This is a genomic window from Streptomyces sp. CA2R106 (genome assembly GCF_037034245.1).
Taxonomy (GTDB): Bacteria; Actinomycetota; Actinomycetes; order Streptomycetales; family Streptomycetaceae; genus Actinacidiphila.
In genome coordinates this window covers 449,177-464,745 of sequence record NZ_JBAGKC010000002.1, presented here as the reverse complement: position 1 = coordinate 464,745, position 15,569 = coordinate 449,177, and the positions used below count along the sequence as shown (strand labels likewise).

Sequence of the window (15,569 nt, the reverse complement as noted above, 5' to 3'; positions counted from 1 at the left end):
CGGGCAGCGGGAAAGGGCAGGAACATGCGCAAGGAGCAGCAGGGCGGCGCCGCGGCCGTCGCACTGCCCGCGGCCGGCCGGACGGGGACGGCCGGACCGGGCGGACCGGACCGCGGGAACGGACCCGGCGGGCCGGGCGGGAGCGGCGGGGCCGGCCGGCGGAGGAAAGCGGCGGGGCCGACCCGCGGCAGCCTCGCCGCCCGCCACCACGGCCGCTGGGGCTGGCTGTTCGTCAGCCCGATGGTGATCGTGCTCGGCCTGTTCCTGCTGCTGCCGATCCTGATGGCGCTGTGGGTCAGCCTGCTGCACTGGGACGGCCAGTCCGACCCGTTCAGCTCGGCCGCCGACTTCGTCGGGGTGCGCAACTACACCGACCTGTTCGGCAGCAGCGGCGGGCTGACCCACCAGCTGTTCATGATCTCGCTGCGCAACAACCTCTACTACGTACTGCTGGTGGTGCCGCTCCAGACCGTGCTGGCCCTGGGCCTGGCGCTGGCGGTCAACAGCCGCCGGCTGAAGCGCAAGGGGCCGCTGCGCACCGCGTTCTTCTTCCCGTCCGTCACCAGCTCCATCGCGATCTCCACGGTGTTCCTCTTCCTCTTCCAGGGCAGCGGCGCGGTCAACGCGCTGCTGAAGTGGGTGGGCATCACCGGACCGAAGTGGTTCACCGACGCGCACGGCCTGGTCTGGTCGGTGCTGGGCGCGGTCGGCCTGGTCGACCCGGACCAGCCGGTGCACGCGCTGGCCGCGCACGGCCTGTTCGGGCTGTCGTGGTGGGACTGGCTGGCCGGGCCGTCCATCGCGATGTGCACGATCATCGTGCTGGCGATCTGGACCACCTCGGGCACCTTCATGCTGATGTTCCTCGCCGCGCTCCAGGACGTGCCGGCCGAACTGGAGGAGCAGTCCCGGGTGGACGGCGCCACCCGCTGGCAGTCGCTGCGCCACGTCACCCTGCCCGCGCTGCGCCCGGTGATCTTCCTGGTGCTCACCCTCGGGCTGATCGGCACCTGGCAGGTCTTCGACGCGGTGTACGTGATGAGCCAGGGCGCCCCCGGCAACACCACCCTCACCCCCGCCTACCTGTCGTACACCTCCGGCTTCCAGGACAGCGACTACGGCCACGCGGCCGCGATCGCGTTCGTCCTGCTGGCGATCATCATGCTGATGACGCTGGTGCAGCGGGTGCTGCTGCGGGAGCGCGGCGAGCACCCCGGCCGCGGCCGCCGACTCCTCGGGAGGAACCGATGAGCGTCATCCACAGGAATCCCGCGCGCAGCCGGCGCCCCTCGCTGGGCACCGTCCTGATCCTGGCCGTGTCCACCCTGCTGGGCCTGGTCTACGTCCTGCCGTTCGTGATCCAGCTGGTCACGTCCTTCAAGACCGACCCGGACGCGGCGGCGCACCCGCTGTCGCTGCTGCCGAACCCCTTCACGCTGGAGTCCTACCGGCGGCTGTTCGGGGGCAGCGGGGGCGAGTCGATCCCGTTCACGCGCTGGCTGGGCAACTCGGTCCTGGTCACCGTCCTGATCACCGGCGGCCGGGTGTTCTTCGACTCCCTCGCCGGATACGCCCTGGCCCGGCTGGACTTCCGCGGCCGCAACCTGCTCTTCAACGGCCTGCTGACGGTCATGTCGGTGCCCGGCGTGGTGCTGCTCATCCCGAAGTTCCTGGTGCTCAACCAGCTGGGCATGTTCGACACCTACGCCGGCATGGTGATCCCGCTGCTGGTGGACGCCGCCGGGGTGTTCATCATGCGGCAGTTCTTCCTGTCGGTGCCGAAGGAGGTGGAGGAGGCCGCGCGGATGGACGGCGCCGGGATCTTCCGCACCTACTGGTCGGTGGTGCTGCCGATGGCCCGCCCGGCGCTGATCACGCTGACCATCCTGTCGTTCCAGTCGTCCTGGAACGAGTTCACCCACTTCCTGGTGGCCACCCAGTCCCCGCAGTACGAGACCCTGACCACGGGCCTGGCCCGCTTCGTCTCCGGCAGCCTCAGCGCTGGCACGCAGTACCCGCTCAAGCTCACCGCGGCGCTGCTGGCGACCATCCCGGTGGCCGTGCTCTTCTTCGTCTTCCAGCGCCACTTCGTGCGCGGCGCCAACTCCGGCTCCGTCAAGGGCTGACCGCCCGGCTCCCCGGCCGTCCGATCCGTCGCCCGGCCGCCCGATCACCCGGCCGCCCGCCGGTCAGCGCGGGAGGATGCCGGCGGCGCCGGCCGCGGTCAGCCAGGCGGGGTACTCCGCCAGGAGGCGGTCGTAGAGGTCGGCGTCGGAGATCTCCTTCGGCGCCGCGCCGACCGGGAAGAAGCCGGCGTTGTCGACGGCGCGGCGGGCGGGCACCGGGAGGTCGTCGAGCCTGCGCAGGAAGCGGAACTCGTCGTCGCCGAAGCCCACGAACTGCCAGAAGACCGGGAGTTCCGCGGCCGCGCACAGCACGCGTTCCGCCGCCGCGCGCGAGGTCGGCGACCCGTCGGTCTGGAACACCACGAACGCCGGGTCCTTCGCCCCGGACGCCCGGTAGTGCGCGATGACCTCCTCCATGGCGAGGTGGTAGTTGGTCCGCCCCATGTGGCCCATCGCGTCGTGCAGCGTGCCGATCCGGTCGCGGTAGGAGTCGAGGCCGATCTCGGCGGTGCCGTCGATCCCGGTGGAGAAGAAGACCACCGGCACCACGCCGTCGTCGTCGAGGTTCGCCGCCAGCGCCAGGGTCTGCTCCGCCAGGTGCTGCACGGAACCGTCGCGGTAGTACGGGCGCATGCTGCCGGACCGGTCCAGCACCAGGTAGACGGCGGCCCGGCGGCCGTCCACGCGGTGCTTGGCCAGCGAGACCGCGGCCTGCTTGTAGAGGCTGACCAGGCCGGGCGCCCGGTCGGCGACCTTCCGCAGGCTGATCGCGGCGCCGGAACCCGCCGGCTCGGCACCCGCGGTGCCGGAAGCGGTCCCGGATTCCGCGGTCCCGGCCGCCGCGGCGGCCGCCCCCTCGGGCCCGGCCGCCCCCTTGCGGAAGCCGATGCGCAGACGTTTGCGGTAGTCGATGGCCATGTGCCGTGATTCTGCTCCAACCGGCCCGGCAGCGCCCGCCGTTCGTACGAAGATCCCACGTACTCCCGCGCCGCGCCGCCACAGCCGCCGCACCGGCCGCGCCCGCCCCGCCCGTCACCGGCGGGGCGGCGCGGGTCCGCCGGCTACTTCGGGGCCGAGAGCCCCGCGGGGAAGGCACCGCTCTGGGCCGCGGCACGGGTCAGGCGCGAGGCGATCTCGGTCAGGCGCGCCGTACCCGCCTCGCCGAGGTGGCGGTAGGGGTCGGCGGCCAGCCGGTCGGTGGTGTCCTCGATCTCCTGGCGCAGCGCGGTGCCCGCCGGGGTGAGGGCGCCGTCCGCGTCGAGCAGCCCGCGCTCGCGCAGCCGCTCGCACCCGGCGTCCCACTCCTCCTGGCTCCAGCCGCGGGTGGCGCGGGCGAACTCCGGGGCGGAGCCCGTACCGGTCGCGGTGTGGGTGATCAGCGCTTCCAGGCCGTCGAGTCCGGCCGCGGCCAGCGCGGTGACGTGGCCGTCCCCGCGGTGCTCGCGCAGCAGGCCGCCGCAGTGCCAGAGCGCCGCCTGCGGCGACTTCGGTATGTCGAGGTCGGCGTGGGCGCCGTACAGCGGCCGGCCGGGCACCGCGCACGCCTCGACGGCGGTGGTCGCCAGCGCTGCGGCCTCGGCTACCTCGGGGTCGTCGGCGGCGTCCGCGCCGAGCACCCGGGTCAGCGCCCCCTCCACCGCGCGCAGCCGCGCGTCGAGCACGGCCTCGGGTGCGGCGGCCTGCCACGCCCGCGGGATGAACCGCGCGATCAGCGCGGGGTTGAAGTTGTAGAAGGCGGCTGCCACGGTGCCGGGGCCCACGGCGCCCATGGCCGCCGCGCGGCTGGCGAAGTAGCCCATGCCGCCGGGTTCCAGACCGATCGCGGTGTACTCCCGCTCGGCCTCGGGCGCGAAGTAGATCAGCGAGTGCAGCGGGTTGAGCGCGTTGTGGCACTGCCGGGTGGCCTCGAGTGTCATGCCGCCATCGTAGGGGCGGCAGACCGGAAATCTACCAGTGAGTACAACCGCGGCCGCGGCCCAACTCATGATCACTGAAAGGAAGTTGGCCGAGCGCGCCGGTCGGGGGCCGGGCACCGTCCCCCGCGCATCACCCCGCGACCAGCGCCGCCACCGCGTCCACGACCACCTTGCGGCGCCGCTCCGCGCCCTCGCCGGCCAGCCGCGCGTCGAACTCCGGGGTGTTGGCGCTCCAGAAGCCCGAGAGGTGCAGGACCAGGCCGAGCAGTTCCTCCGCGCTGAACCGGGTGGGCAGCAGGCCGCCGCGCTGCGCCGCCGCGACCGCCTCGATCTTCGCCGCGTTGCTCTCCAGCAGCACCGGGATCAGGGTGCCGCTGCCGGCCCGCTCCAGCCGGTACCAGGTCGCGAGGCGCTGCACCCACGGCCGCCGCTCGTAGGAGTCGAAGAGCCGGCCGGCGTACTCGGGCAGGTCGGCCGCGTCGATCGGCACGGCGTCGACGGTCTCGCGGCACATGGCGTCGAAGACCGCGTCGAACAGGCCGTCCTTGCTGCCGAAGTAGTGGTAGATCTGCGCCTTGTTGCTCTGCGCCGCGGCGGCGATCCGGTCCACCCGGGCGCCCGCGATGCCGTAGGCGGCGAACTCCTCGGTCGCCGCGCGCAGCAGCCGGCGCCGCGTCGCCTCCGCATCCCTGTTCATGACACCCAGCCTATCTACTAACCGGATAGTTGACAAAGGTCCCGGAGAGGAGTCTCATGGAATTACTAATCAACCGGTTAGTCAGCAACCTTCTCCCGAGCGGAGCCCCGCCATGACCTCCCCGTCGACCCCGTCCTCCCCGTCCGCCCCGTCCGCCGCGGCCCCGGAACCCGCCGCGCTCCCCGAGTCCGCCGTCTTCCTGGTCAGCGGAGCGTCCCGCGGCCTCGGCCGCGAGATCGTGCGGGCCGCCGCCGAGGCCGGCCACCGCGTGGTGGCCGGCGTCCGCTCCCCCGACGCCCTGGCCGACCTCACCGAGCGCTACGGCGACCGCTTCGCCGCCGTCCCGCTGGACGTGACCGACGACGCTCAGGTCCGGGCCGCCGTCCGCACCGCCGTCGACCGCTTCGGCCGGCTCGACGTGCTGGTCAACAACGCCGGGTACGCCAACGTCGCCGCCGCCGAGGACACCGCCTTCGACGACTTCCGCGCCCAGATCGACACCAATCTGCTCGGCGTGGTCCGGCTCACCCAGGCCGCGCTGCCGGTGCTGCGCGAGCAGCGCTCCGGACACATCGTGCAGGTCTCGTCCGTCGGCGGCCGGCTGGCCACCCCGGGCCTGGCCGCCTACCAGTCCGCGAAGTGGGCCGTCGGCGGCTTCTCCTCGGTGCTCGCGGCCGAGGTGGCCCCGCTCGGCATCAAGGTCACCGTGCTCGAACCCGGCGGCATGTCCACGGACTGGGCCGGCTCCTCGATGCGGATCGCCCCGGTCCGGCCGGAGTACCGGGCGACCGTCGGCGTCATGGCCGAGCGGCACGGCTCCGGCGCCGTGACCAGCGCCAGCGACCCCGCCAAGGTCGCCCGCCTGCTGCTGGAGGTCATGGCGATGCCCGAACCGCCGCTGCGGCTGCTGGTCGGCACCGACGCGTTCCGCTACGCCACCGCCGCCGGCCGCGCCCTGCTCGCCTCCGACGAGGAGCACCGCGAGCTGAGCGAGTCCACCGCGGCGGACGGCGCCACCGCGGCCGAACTCGACCCGCTGGGCCACGCGCCGCGGCACGCCTGAGGCCGCGCCGCGGCACGCCTGAGGCCGCGCCGCGGTACGGCGGACGGGCCGCGGTACGGCGGACGGGCCGGCGTACGGACGGGCCGGCGTACGGACCTGGCGGCGTGACGGACGGGCCGTCAGATGCGCAGCCGGTACGGCAGCATGCACACGACGACGTCGGTCCGCGCCCGCAGCACCGTGGCCAGCAGGATGCCGCGCTGGTTCTGGAGGATCTTGTAGCGGCGGTGCCGCGGCTCGACCTCGGGGATGAGCACCGCGACCTGCTGCCCGTCCGCGGCGAGCCGTTTGACGTAGCCGACCACGGGCTCGACCAGGGAGCGGTGCGGGCTGTCCACGATGTCCAGGCGCACCCCGGGCTCCCACTGCTCCCACGCCCGGCGCAGCGCGTCGGCCCGCTCCGGGTCGGCGTGCACCGCGAGCGCGACCACCTCGTCGCCGAGCGAGAGGGCGGCGGTCAGCGCGTACCGGGCCACCTCGCTGACCTCGCCGACCGGCACCACCACCAGCCCGGGGCCGCCGCGCGCCGGGGGCGCGGGCACCTGGCCGAGGCGGAGTTCGGCGCGCACCTCGTCGTAGTAGCGCTCCACCCGGCTGAACATCAGCATCAGCAGCGGCACCACTAGCACCACCACCCAGGCGCCCTCCAGGAACTTGGTGCTGAGCAGCACCACGCCGGCCACCGTGGTGAGCGCCGCGCCCAGGCCGTTGACCCACACGTGGCCCAGCCAGCCGGGGGGCCGCGTGGACCGCCAGTGCCGGACCAGGCCGATCTGGCTGATGGAGAAGCCGATGAAGACGCCGATCGCGTAGAGCGGCAGCAGCCGGTGGGTGTCGGCGCCGACCGCGATGAGCAGCAGCGCGGCGAGGAGGGCGAGCACGACCACGCCGTAGCGGTAGACCGGGCGTTCGGCGCGCAGCCCGAAGATGTGCGGCAGCCGGTTGTCGCGGGCCAGCAGGCTCATCAGCACCGGCAGGCCGCCGAAGCTGGTGTTGGCGGCGAGTCCGAGCACCAGGGTGACCACGAGGTTGGTGGCGGTGTAGGGCCAGCCGGTGCCGTACGCGCCGGCGGTGAGCTGCGCGAGTACGGTCACCCCGCCGCGCGGCACCACGTGGTCGCGGTGGATCAGCACGGACAGGCCCACCAGCATCAGGCCGAGCAGTCCGCCGAGCATCAGCTCGGTGCGCTGGGCCCGCCGTACCCGCGGCGCGCGGAAGGCCGGCACCCCGTTGGCGATGGCCTCCACCCCGGTCAGCGCGGCGCAGCCGGCCGAGAACGCCTTGAGCACCAGCAGGACGCCGAGGGTCTCGGTGACGTGCACGTGTTCACGGCTGCCGACCGAGGCCACGGGGTGGCCGCGGACCAGGCCGACCGCCACGACGCCGAGGATACCGAGCACGAACAGCCCGGCCGGCAGCATCAGCACCCGGGCGCTCTCGGCGACCCCGCGCAGGTTGACGGCGGTGAGCAGCAGCAGGCCGAGCAGGCACACCTCCAGCAGGTGGGAGTGGAGCGCGGGGTAGGCGGAGGCGAGCGCGGCGGCGCCGGCGGCCAGGCTCACCGAGACGGTCAGCACGTAGTCGACGACCAGGCTCGCCGCGGCCAGCAGGCTGGTGCGCGGCCCGAGGTCCTGCTTGGCGACGGCGTAGGCGCCGCCGCCCTCGGGGTGCGCCGCGATCACCTGGCCGTAGGAGACCACCAGCACCGCGAGCAGCACGGTGATCGCCAGGGCGATCGGGGTGGTGGCGTTGATCGCCCCGGTGCCGGCCGTGACCAGCACCAGCACGATCGCCTCGGGCCCGTACGCGACCGAGCTGAGGGCGTCGACGGAGAGTGCGGCGAGGCCGCCCAGGGTGGTGAGCCGGTCCTTCTCGGTCGCGCGGTGCCCTTCCCCGGGCCGCAGCGGAACCCTGGGCCGCAGGTGGCGGCGGGCCAGCCCGTACATCATGAGCACCTCACGGTGGGCGTTTTGGTCGCTTTGCCCGTTCAGTGTGGCCGCCGGGCCCGCCCGGGCACCCCGGGACGCGCGGGGCGCCGCCGCGCACCGGCCGGCGCCGCGTCCGCCGACCGGTGGCCGGAAGGTGTTGTGGGAAGTGGACAGGCCGGTACGGACCGGGGGTTAATCGAAAGAGCACAGCAGTTCGTGACGGCGCGTCGGGGTGGGAGGCGTGTGATGACCGGCCTCAGCAAGGGGATCGAGCGGGTCGAGGTGCGGTTGCGGTGGGACCCGAGCCCGCCGGGCGTCCCGCAGAGCGACCTGGACGCGATCGCGGCGGCCTTCCAGGTCGGCGCGGAGCACGGCGAGCCGGCCTACCTGGTGCACTTCGACAGCCGGGCGCCCGACGGCACCATGTGGCTCAACCGCGACAGCAAGGACGGCAAGGGCCTCGGCTTCGACGAGGTGATGACCCTGGAGCTGGACCGGCTCGGCGCGCAGTACCGCAGGGTCGTGGTCGGCGCGATGATCCAGCAGCGCTACGGGCGGCTGGAGTTCGGCATGGTGGACGACCCCGGCTACCAGATCGTCAGCGGCTGGACGGTGCTCGCCGAGGGCGACCTCGACCACCTGGGCACCGCCACGGCCGCGACCTTCGCGGAGTTCACCCGCGCCGAGTCCGGCGCGTGGAGCTTCCACCCGCTGCTGTGCGGCTACGCCGCCGACCCGGACACCTTCGGCCACCTGATGGGCCGCCCGCCGGCCTGACCGCCCGTCACCGCCCCTCGCCACCCCCGCCTCCGCGCCTCACCCGCGCGTCGCGATGTCCATACAAGCCGTACATACGACCGTAGATACGTATGCCTGTACGGACGTATGCGCACAGCCGCGATCCCCCGCGCCACCCGCGCCGACGTGGCCTTTTGCCTTCCCGCGGCACCGAACTGCCCGGCGCCGCTCACCCGTACGGCCCCACGGGAGTGACCGTGATGCCCCGCGCGTCCAGCGCCGGAGCGCCGCATCGCTCTGGTCAAATGGCGCATATGGGGCACAAGGGAAGCAAAGCCACACCCATGGAGGCAGTCATGCGGGACGCCGGGCACAGCGCGCGGGGGCGGAACGGCGTACGGAAGTCGGCACTGGCGATCGGATGCACGGCGGTCGCGCTCGCGGGAGTCCTGGCCGCGCCCGCCGGGCCGGCCGACGCGATCGGAGGCGCGCCGCACGTGCGCGGCGCGCTGCTGCACCCCGAGCGGGACTGGATGGGCTCGTCGATCGCCGCCCACGAGGGCCGTGTCGGGACCGCCCCGGTCGCCGCGAGCACCACGGGCACCCGCACCCCCGGGTTCGACGTCAGCAACTGGCAGGGCACCGTCGACTGGCCGGCCCAGTACCGCAAGGGCGCCCGGTTCGCGTACATCAAGGCCACCGAGGGCACCACGTACAAGGACCCGAAGTTCAACGCGAACTACACCGACTCCTACTACGCGGGCTTCATCCGGGGCGCCTACCACTTCGCCCGCCCGGACAACTCCGGCGGCAAGGCGCAGGCGGACTACTTCGTCGCGCACGGCGGCGGCTGGTCCAAGGACGGCAAGACGCTGCCGCCCGCGCTGGACATCGAGTACCCCTCCGGCGCCGCCTGCTACGGCCTGAGCAAGAGCGCGATGGTCAGCTGGATCAAGGCGTTCGTCGACGAGGTGCACGCGAAGACCACCCGCTGGGCGACGATCTACTCCACCACCGACTGGTGGACCCGCTGCACCGGCAACACCCCGGTCTTCGCCGCCAACGACCCGCTGTTCGTGGCGCGCTACGCCTCCAGCGCGGGCAAGCTGCCGGCCGGCTGGCCGTTCTACAGCTTCTGGCAGCACGCCGACTCCGGCACCTTCCCCGGCGACCAGGACTACTTCAACGGCCCGCTCAGCGGTCTGCGCAACCTCGCCGACAACACCTGAGGTCCACCGAACGTATCCGGGCCCGGGGTGGCCCGACACCGCTGTCAGGATGGGCGGTTCACCCGGGTCCGACCGCATTCGACCGGGCGCCGATCGTCGGTTTTCGGTAAAGCGGCACCGCTGAGCGCCCATACGCTATTCCCACAACGCTCACGTGGCGTGCACACTACACCGCGGGTGTGGGTCGTGAACGAGCGTGCGGTACAGGGCCCGTGCCCGCCGTTCCCTGCTCACGGACCATCACGTTGGAGTCGTCATCACCCACATACACGCACCCCGCAGCGGCAGAGGCCGCGCCGGAGTGGTCGCGGCCGCCTCACTGGCCCTGCTCTCCGGTTCGCTGCTGATGGCCGCGCCCTCGCAGGCGTCGACCCCGGCCGCCTCTGCCAAGACCATCACCGGCTCGCACCCGGCGTGGGCCACCGCGTCGGCCGACGCCGGCGCGGTCCCGGCCGCCACCGAGATCACCGGCACCGTGTACCTCGCCGGCCAGGACCCGGCCGGGCTCACCGCGTACGCGACGGCCGTCTCGGACCCGGCCAGCGCGAGCTACGGCAAGTTCCTCACCGCCGCGCAGTACCAGGCCCGGTTCGGCGCCACCAAGGCGCAGATCGCCGCCGTGCAGAAGTGGGCGGAGGACGCCGGCCTGAAGGTGGTGGGCACCACCTCGCACGCGATCACCGTCAAGGGCACCAACGCCGCCCTCACCAAGGCGTTCGGCACCGGCGAGCGCCAGTACAAGGTGTCGGGCGAGCTGCGGCACGCGCCGGCGAAGGACGTGAAGGTCCCGGCCTCGGTCTCCAGCGCGGTCCTCGGCGTCAGCGGCCTGGCCTCGACCGGCAGCAACGTGGCGCAGCCGGACTCGCACAAGGTCACCGCGGACACCGCGACCGCCAAGAGCACCAAGACCACCGCGGCCGGCAAGGGCGACACCACCCTGCCCACCACGGCGACCTGCTCCGCGTACTGGGGCGAGAAGACCGCCAAGGGCGCGCCGGCCGGCTACACGAACAAGGACGTGCCGTTCGACCAGTGCTCGCTGTACCCCTCGCAGATCCGCAAGGCGTACGGCATCACCGCCACCGGGCTGACCGGCAAGGGCGCCACGGTCGCGATCGTCGACGCCTACGGCAGCTCCACCATGGAGGCGGACGCCGACCAGTACGCCACCAACCACGGTGACAAGGCGTTCAAGAAGGGCCAGTACACGGAGTACGTGGACTCCTCGCAGTGGACGAACCAGGACCTGTGCGGCGGCCCCGACGGCTGGGCGCCGGAGGAGGCGCTGGACGTCGAGATGGCGCACGGCCTCGCGCCCGACGCCAACGTGGTCTACGTCGGCGCCAACTCCTGCACCGACGACGACCTGCTGGCCGCGATCACCAAGATCGTCGACCACCACCTCGCCGATGTCGTCTCCAACTCGTGGGGCGAGATCATGCACACCACGGACGACGCGGACGTGACCGCGACGGAGATCGCGGCGTACGAGCAGGTCTTCCAGCAGGCCGCGATCGAGGGCATCGGCATCGGCTTCTCGGCCGGCGACTGCGGTGACAGCAGCCCGCTGGCGGCGGCCACCGGCGCCAACTGCCAGACCGACACCTCGCGTGCCCAGGCCAACTGGCCCGACTCCGACCCGTGGGTGACCTCGGTCGGCGGCACCGCGCTGGCGCTTTCGGACAAGAGCGGCAAGTACGGCTTCGAGACCGACATGGGCACCACCCGCTCCTCGCTGTCGGCCGACGGCAAGAGCTGGACCCCGGCCGCGGCTTCGGCGCCGTTCTACTTCGGCGGTGGCGGCGGCACCAGCGAGGACTTCGCGCAGCCCGGCTACCAGCGAGGCGTCGTCCCGAGCACCCTGTCGCACACCCTGATGACCGGTCAGAAGACCAGCCAGGCCAAGCGGGTGACCCCGGACATCTCGATGGTCGGCGACCTGTACACCTCGGTGCTGGTCGGCATCTCCGACGGCGCGGACTACAGCGAGGGCGGCTACGGCGGCACCAGCGTCTCATCGCCGGAGTTCGCGGCGGTGCAGGCCGACGCGATCCAGGGCGCGCACCACGCGATCGGCTTCGCCAACCCGGCGATCTACGCCCGCTCGCACCTGACCACCGACGTGGTCGACAAGCAGGCCCAGCACAGCAGCACCCCGCTGAGCAGCGTCTACGACGCCGGTGTGGTCAACGGCAACCTGATCGTCCGGCTGATCGGCTTCGGCCAGGACACCTCGCTCAACGCCGTGCACGGCTTCGACGACGCCACCGGCGTCGGCTCGCCGAACGCCACCTACCTCCGGTCGTTCCGCTTCTGACGGTACGTCGGCAGTACCCCTGAAACCCGGGCGGGCCCCGGCGGAGATTGCTCTCCGCCGGGGCCCGCCCCCCTTTCCGGTCCGATCAACTGAATAATGGGGGCCGTGTGCCCGTTCGAGGCGCACCATGTGGGGGGTACGCGTACCGATGGTGAAGATCAGGCGGGGAGCGGCGGCCGGGCTGGCCACCGCGGGGGTCGCGGCGGCGCTGGCCGCGACGCTGGTGGCGGTCGGCACCGGGGGCGGCGGGTCGGCACACGCCAAGAACGCCGCGAGCTCCCCGGCGCAGACGCCGGTGCGGCACGCGCCGACCGCCACCACGACCCCGACGTGGGACGGCAAGACGAAGGTGATCGGCGACGGCTCCACGTCGTACACCGGGCCACAACCCAACCAGCCGACGTTCCACAAGCTCAAGCCGGGGGAGAAGCCGCCGCAGTTCGTGGTCTTCTCCTGGGACGGCGCCCTGGAGGGCGACGACCACGACTTCTCCCGCTTCCGCACGCTGGCGGAGAAGTACCACGCGAACATGACGTTCTTCCTCAGCGGCATCTACCTGCTGCCGAAGGACAAGAGCACCCTCTACCACCCGCCGCAGCACTCGCCGGGCGCCTCCGCGATCGACTACCCCACCGACCAGCACATCCGGTGGACGCTCGAGCAGCTGCGGCTGGCCTGGGAGGACGGCGACGAGATCGGCACCCACTTCAACGGGCACTTCTGCGAGCCCGACAAGGGCGCGGGCGCGGACTGGAGCACCAAGGAGTGGCTGAGCGAGACCGAGCAGGCGTACTCCTTCGTGCAGAACTGGAAGACGAACACCGGCTTCACCGACATCGCGCCGCTGCCGTTCGACTACGCCCAGGAGCTGGTCGGCGGGCGCGCGCCGTGCCTTGAGGGCCAGAAGAACCTGCTGCCGGCCGAGAAGCAGCTCGGCTGGCGGTACGACGCCAGCTCGCCCGGCGACTTCCAGCTCTGGCCGAAGAAGGAGGACGGCATCTGGAACTTCCCGCTGGAGCTGGTGCCCTATCCGGGCAAGAGCTTCCAGGGCCTGACGATGGACTTCAACTTCCTCTACAACCAGTCCGGCGGCGACGTCACCGAGGGCGACCCGGCGAAGTACCCGGAGTGGGAGAAGCAGGCCCGGGACGGCTACCTGGAGGGCTTCCAGCGGGTCTACAACGGCAGCCGGGCACCGCTGTTCATCGGCAACCACTTCGAGGACTGGAACGGCGGCATCTACATGCAGGCCGTCTCCGACGTGGTGAAGGACGTCTGCCCGCGCAAGGGCGTGGAGTGCGTGTCCTTCAAGCAGCTGTGCGACTGGCTGGACATGCAGGACCCGGCGGTGCTGGCGAAGCTGCGCAACCTGGACCCGGGCGAGGCGCCGGACTGGTCGACGTTCATCACGAAGTAGACCCGGCCGGCGGGCGGACCGCCTCGGTGTAGCGGGTCCACATCTTCACCGGGTAGTCGCTGCCGGGCTTCTTCGCGGACCGCCCGCCGAGCCCGGTCAGCGGCTCCAGCTGCTGCGTCTTCGGGTCGATCCGGAAGAGGGTGACCGCGGTGGCCATGTCCGCGTCGTAGCCGACGAACGACGCCGAGGTGTTGTCCGGCGCGGTGCCCGGCAGCCCGGCCAGCCCCGGACCGGCCTGCGCCGCCGCGTGCCCGGCGCCGGTGGCGACCGCGTCGCGCAGCGCGTCGTCCACCTCCCCGGCCACCTTCGCGGTGAACGGGTGGGTGACAACGGGCTTCGGCAGCGGCACCGCGGCGCCGTCGTGGGTGATGCGCAGCACCGAGTACGGGTCGGTGCGGGTGCCGCCGGCCGCGAACGTGGTGTACCCGGCGGCCATCCGGATCGGGCTGGGCGTGGAGGTGCCCAGCGAGAAGCTCGGCACCTGCTCGGCGAACCCGCTGTCCGGCAGCAGCCCGGCGTCGATCGACGCCTGCCGGACCCGGTTGAGCCCGACGTCCACGCCCAGTTGCTCCACCGGCCCGTTCACGCCGTCCGCGACGGCCTTGCCCAGCGCGATCGGGCCGTACGAACGGCCGCCCGCGTTGGCGGTCTTGACGACCTTTCCGTCCCGGCTCCAGTACGGGCCCTCGGGCGTCTGGATCGGCGCGCCGTCGTCGCCGTCGTACTGGCTGTCCGGGCCGACCCGGGCCCGGGGGACGTCGCGTTGGCGCACCACGCCGTCGCGCAGGGCGGCGGCGTACACGAAGGGCGCGTAGGCGGTGCCGGCCGGGACGATCGAGATGTCCGCGTCGTCGAAGCCCTGCTTGACGTAGTCCGGGCCGCCGTAGAGCGCGAGGATGCGGCCGTCGGTGGCGACCGAGGCGGCGCCGACCCGCACGTTCCGGTCGGCGGCGCGGGTGGCCGGGTGCAGCTTGGCGGTCTGCTCCTTGACCGCGGCGGCCAGCGCGTCCACCTTCGGCTTCTCGAAGGTCGTGTAGATCTGGTAGCCGCCGCGGTCGAAGAGCCGGTCGGAGATGCCGCTGTGCGCGGAGACGTAGGCGCGCGCGGTGTCCACGAGGTAGCCGGTCTGCCCGCCGAGCCCGGCCGGTTTCGGCGGCGCGATCGGCTCGGGGAAGGTGGTGTAGGTGGCGCGGCGGGCGGCGGACAACTTGCCGGTCTTCACCATCCGGTCCAGCACCCAGTTCCAGCGCGCCACCGCGCGGCTGTGGTTGGCCGGGCTCACCGACGGGTCGAACTGGCCGGCGCCCTTGAGCAGCCCGGCGAGGAACGCGGCCTGGCTGGTGGTGAGTTGGGACACGTCCTCGCCGTAGTACGCCTTCGCGGCCCGCTGCACCCCGTAGGCGCCGCGGCCGAACCAGCTGGTGTTGAGGTAGCCGTCGAGGATCTGGTCCTTGCTCGTGCTGCGGTCCAGCTTGACCGCGATGAGGATCTCGGAGACCTTGCGGGAGATCGTCTGGTCCTGGTCCAGGTAGACGTTCTTGACGTACTGCTGGGTGATGGTCGAGCCGCCCTGCCGGTCGCCGCCGGTCGCCATGTTCACCACCGCGCGGGCGATGCCCTTCGGGGAGACGCCGGGGTCGGAGTAGAAGGACGCGTTCTCGGCGGCGACCACCGCGGACTGCATGGCGACCGGTATCCGGTCCAGTGGTATCGCCTGCCGGTCGACCGGGCCGACCCGGGCCATCTCGCTGCCGTCGGCCCAGTAGTAGACGTTGTCCTGCTGCGTCGCATAGGCGTTCAGGTCGGCCGGTATCGAGGTGGTCGCGTACGCCCACCAGACCAGCCCGACCAGCAGGAGCAGGGACCACGCGCACAGCAGCAGGCTCTGGCGCAGCGACGGGAGCCAGCGCCGCCAGCCGGTGCGGCCCGGCCGCGGGTAGCACGGGCGCAGCCGGGTGCGCGCCGCGCGCCACGCCCCGCGCACCGACTCACGTGACATCCATTGCCGTCGACCGTCGTTCCGCCACGCGAACATGGCCCCCCCGCCTGCGTCCCGGAGGGGCGTCCCCACGCCCCGCACCGGCTACGAGCGTAGGGCGGTCATAGGGCGGAATCGCGACACGATCTGCACAGATCTG

At 72.5% G+C, this 15,569-nt stretch carries 12 protein-coding genes; 7 read left to right on the top strand and 5 right to left on the bottom strand.

What is annotated here, in order from left to right:
• Window positions 1–24 precede the first annotated feature (24 nt).
• The gene (locus WA788_RS05275; RefSeq protein WP_335972100.1) at window positions 25–1,251 is read left to right on the top strand and encodes a carbohydrate ABC transporter permease; all 1,227 of its coding nucleotides are present in this window, start codon (window positions 25–27) and stop codon (window positions 1,249–1,251) included.
• Window positions 1,248–2,126 (top strand): carbohydrate ABC transporter permease, encoded by an 879-nt coding sequence (locus tag WA788_RS05270; RefSeq protein ID WP_335972099.1) that lies wholly within the window; start codon window positions 1,248–1,250, stop codon window positions 2,124–2,126. The genes WA788_RS05275 and WA788_RS05270 overlap by 4 nt, the downstream gene beginning before the upstream one ends.
• Window positions 2,127–2,189: 63 nt before the next feature.
• Here WA788_RS05270 and WA788_RS05265 read toward each other — a convergent pair whose 3' ends face one another.
• From WA788_RS05265 to WA788_RS05255, 3 genes are all read right to left on the bottom strand, one after another.
• A complete protein-coding gene (locus WA788_RS05265) occupies window positions 2,190–3,044 on the bottom strand; it encodes a vWA domain-containing protein (protein ID WP_335972098.1) in 855 nt (284 codons plus the stop codon).
• Between the two features lie 143 nt (window positions 3,045–3,187).
• Window positions 3,188–4,042 carry an SCO6745 family protein gene (locus WA788_RS05260; protein ID WP_335972097.1) on the bottom strand — a complete coding sequence of 285 codons (855 nt, stop codon included), beginning with the start codon at window positions 4,040–4,042 and terminating at the stop codon, window positions 3,188–3,190.
• Between the two features lie 130 nt (window positions 4,043–4,172).
• Window positions 4,173–4,739, bottom strand: coding sequence for a TetR family transcriptional regulator (locus tag WA788_RS05255; RefSeq protein WP_335972096.1), 567 nt, complete (start codon window positions 4,737–4,739; stop codon window positions 4,173–4,175).
• A 112-nt stretch (window positions 4,740–4,851) separates the two neighbouring features.
• On the opposite strand from WA788_RS05255, the gene WA788_RS05250 reads away from it, so the two are divergent.
• Complete coding sequence (locus tag WA788_RS05250) at window positions 4,852–5,802, top strand: SDR family NAD(P)-dependent oxidoreductase (RefSeq protein WP_335972095.1); 951 nt, start codon at window positions 4,852–4,854, stop codon at window positions 5,800–5,802.
• A gap of 119 nt (window positions 5,803–5,921) precedes the next feature.
• Here the strand turns inward: WA788_RS05250 and WA788_RS05245 are convergent, their stop codons facing one another.
• Entirely contained in the window at window positions 5,922–7,751 is a 1,830-nt protein-coding gene (locus WA788_RS05245) for an APC family permease (protein ID WP_335972094.1), read from the bottom strand.
• A 138-nt stretch (window positions 7,752–7,889) separates the two neighbouring features.
• Here WA788_RS05245 and WA788_RS05240 point away from each other — a divergent pair, with 138 nt between their 5' ends.
• From WA788_RS05240 to WA788_RS05225, 4 genes are all read left to right on the top strand, one after another.
• The gene (locus tag WA788_RS05240) at window positions 7,890–8,507 is read left to right on the top strand and encodes a TerD family protein (RefSeq protein ID WP_443033974.1); all 618 of its coding nucleotides are present in this window, start codon (window positions 7,890–7,892) and stop codon (window positions 8,505–8,507) included.
• Window positions 8,508–8,824: 317 nt separating this feature from the next.
• Complete coding sequence (locus tag WA788_RS05235) at window positions 8,825–9,697, top strand: lysozyme (RefSeq protein WP_335972092.1); 873 nt, start codon at window positions 8,825–8,827, stop codon at window positions 9,695–9,697.
• Between the two features lie 301 nt (window positions 9,698–9,998).
• A complete protein-coding gene (locus tag WA788_RS05230) occupies window positions 9,999–12,014 on the top strand; it encodes a S53 family peptidase (protein WP_335972090.1) in 2,016 nt (671 codons plus the stop codon).
• A 148-nt stretch (window positions 12,015–12,162) separates the two neighbouring features.
• On the top strand, window positions 12,163–13,431 hold the full coding sequence (locus WA788_RS05225) for a hypothetical protein (protein ID WP_335972088.1): 1,269 nt from the start codon (window positions 12,163–12,165) through the stop codon (window positions 13,429–13,431).
• Here WA788_RS05225 and WA788_RS05220 read toward each other — a convergent pair.
• On the bottom strand, window positions 13,421–15,430 hold the full coding sequence (locus WA788_RS05220) for a transglycosylase domain-containing protein (RefSeq protein WP_335972086.1): 2,010 nt from the start codon (window positions 15,428–15,430) through the stop codon (window positions 13,421–13,423). The genes WA788_RS05225 and WA788_RS05220 overlap by 11 nt on opposite strands.
• Window positions 15,431–15,569: the final 139 nt, after the last annotated feature.

Bases quoted from the DNA above. Each gene is read 5' to 3' on its own strand.
- WA788_RS05275 (WP_335972100.1), top strand. From the start codon at position 25: ATGCGCAAGGAGCAGCAGGGCGGCGCCGCGGCCGTCGCACTGCCCGCG.
- WA788_RS05255 (WP_335972096.1), bottom strand. From the start codon at position 4,739: ATGAACAGGGATGCGGAGGCGACGCGGCGCCGGCTGCTGCGCGCGGCG.
- WA788_RS05265 (WP_335972098.1), bottom strand. From the start codon at position 3,044: ATGGCCATCGACTACCGCAAACGTCTGCGCATCGGCTTCCGCAAGGGG.
- WA788_RS05245 (WP_335972094.1), bottom strand. From the start codon at position 7,751: ATGATGTACGGGCTGGCCCGCCGCCACCTGCGGCCCAGGGTTCCGCTG.
- WA788_RS05225 (WP_335972088.1), top strand. From the start codon at position 12,163: ATGGTGAAGATCAGGCGGGGAGCGGCGGCCGGGCTGGCCACCGCGGGG.
- WA788_RS05270 (WP_335972099.1), top strand. From the start codon at position 1,248: ATGAGCGTCATCCACAGGAATCCCGCGCGCAGCCGGCGCCCCTCGCTG.
- WA788_RS05250 (WP_335972095.1), top strand. From the start codon at position 4,852: ATGACCTCCCCGTCGACCCCGTCCTCCCCGTCCGCCCCGTCCGCCGCG.
- WA788_RS05235 (WP_335972092.1), top strand. From the start codon at position 8,825: ATGCGGGACGCCGGGCACAGCGCGCGGGGGCGGAACGGCGTACGGAAG.
- WA788_RS05260 (WP_335972097.1), bottom strand. From the start codon at position 4,042: ATGACACTCGAGGCCACCCGGCAGTGCCACAACGCGCTCAACCCGCTG.
- WA788_RS05220 (WP_335972086.1), bottom strand. From the start codon at position 15,430: ATGTCACGTGAGTCGGTGCGCGGGGCGTGGCGCGCGGCGCGCACCCGG.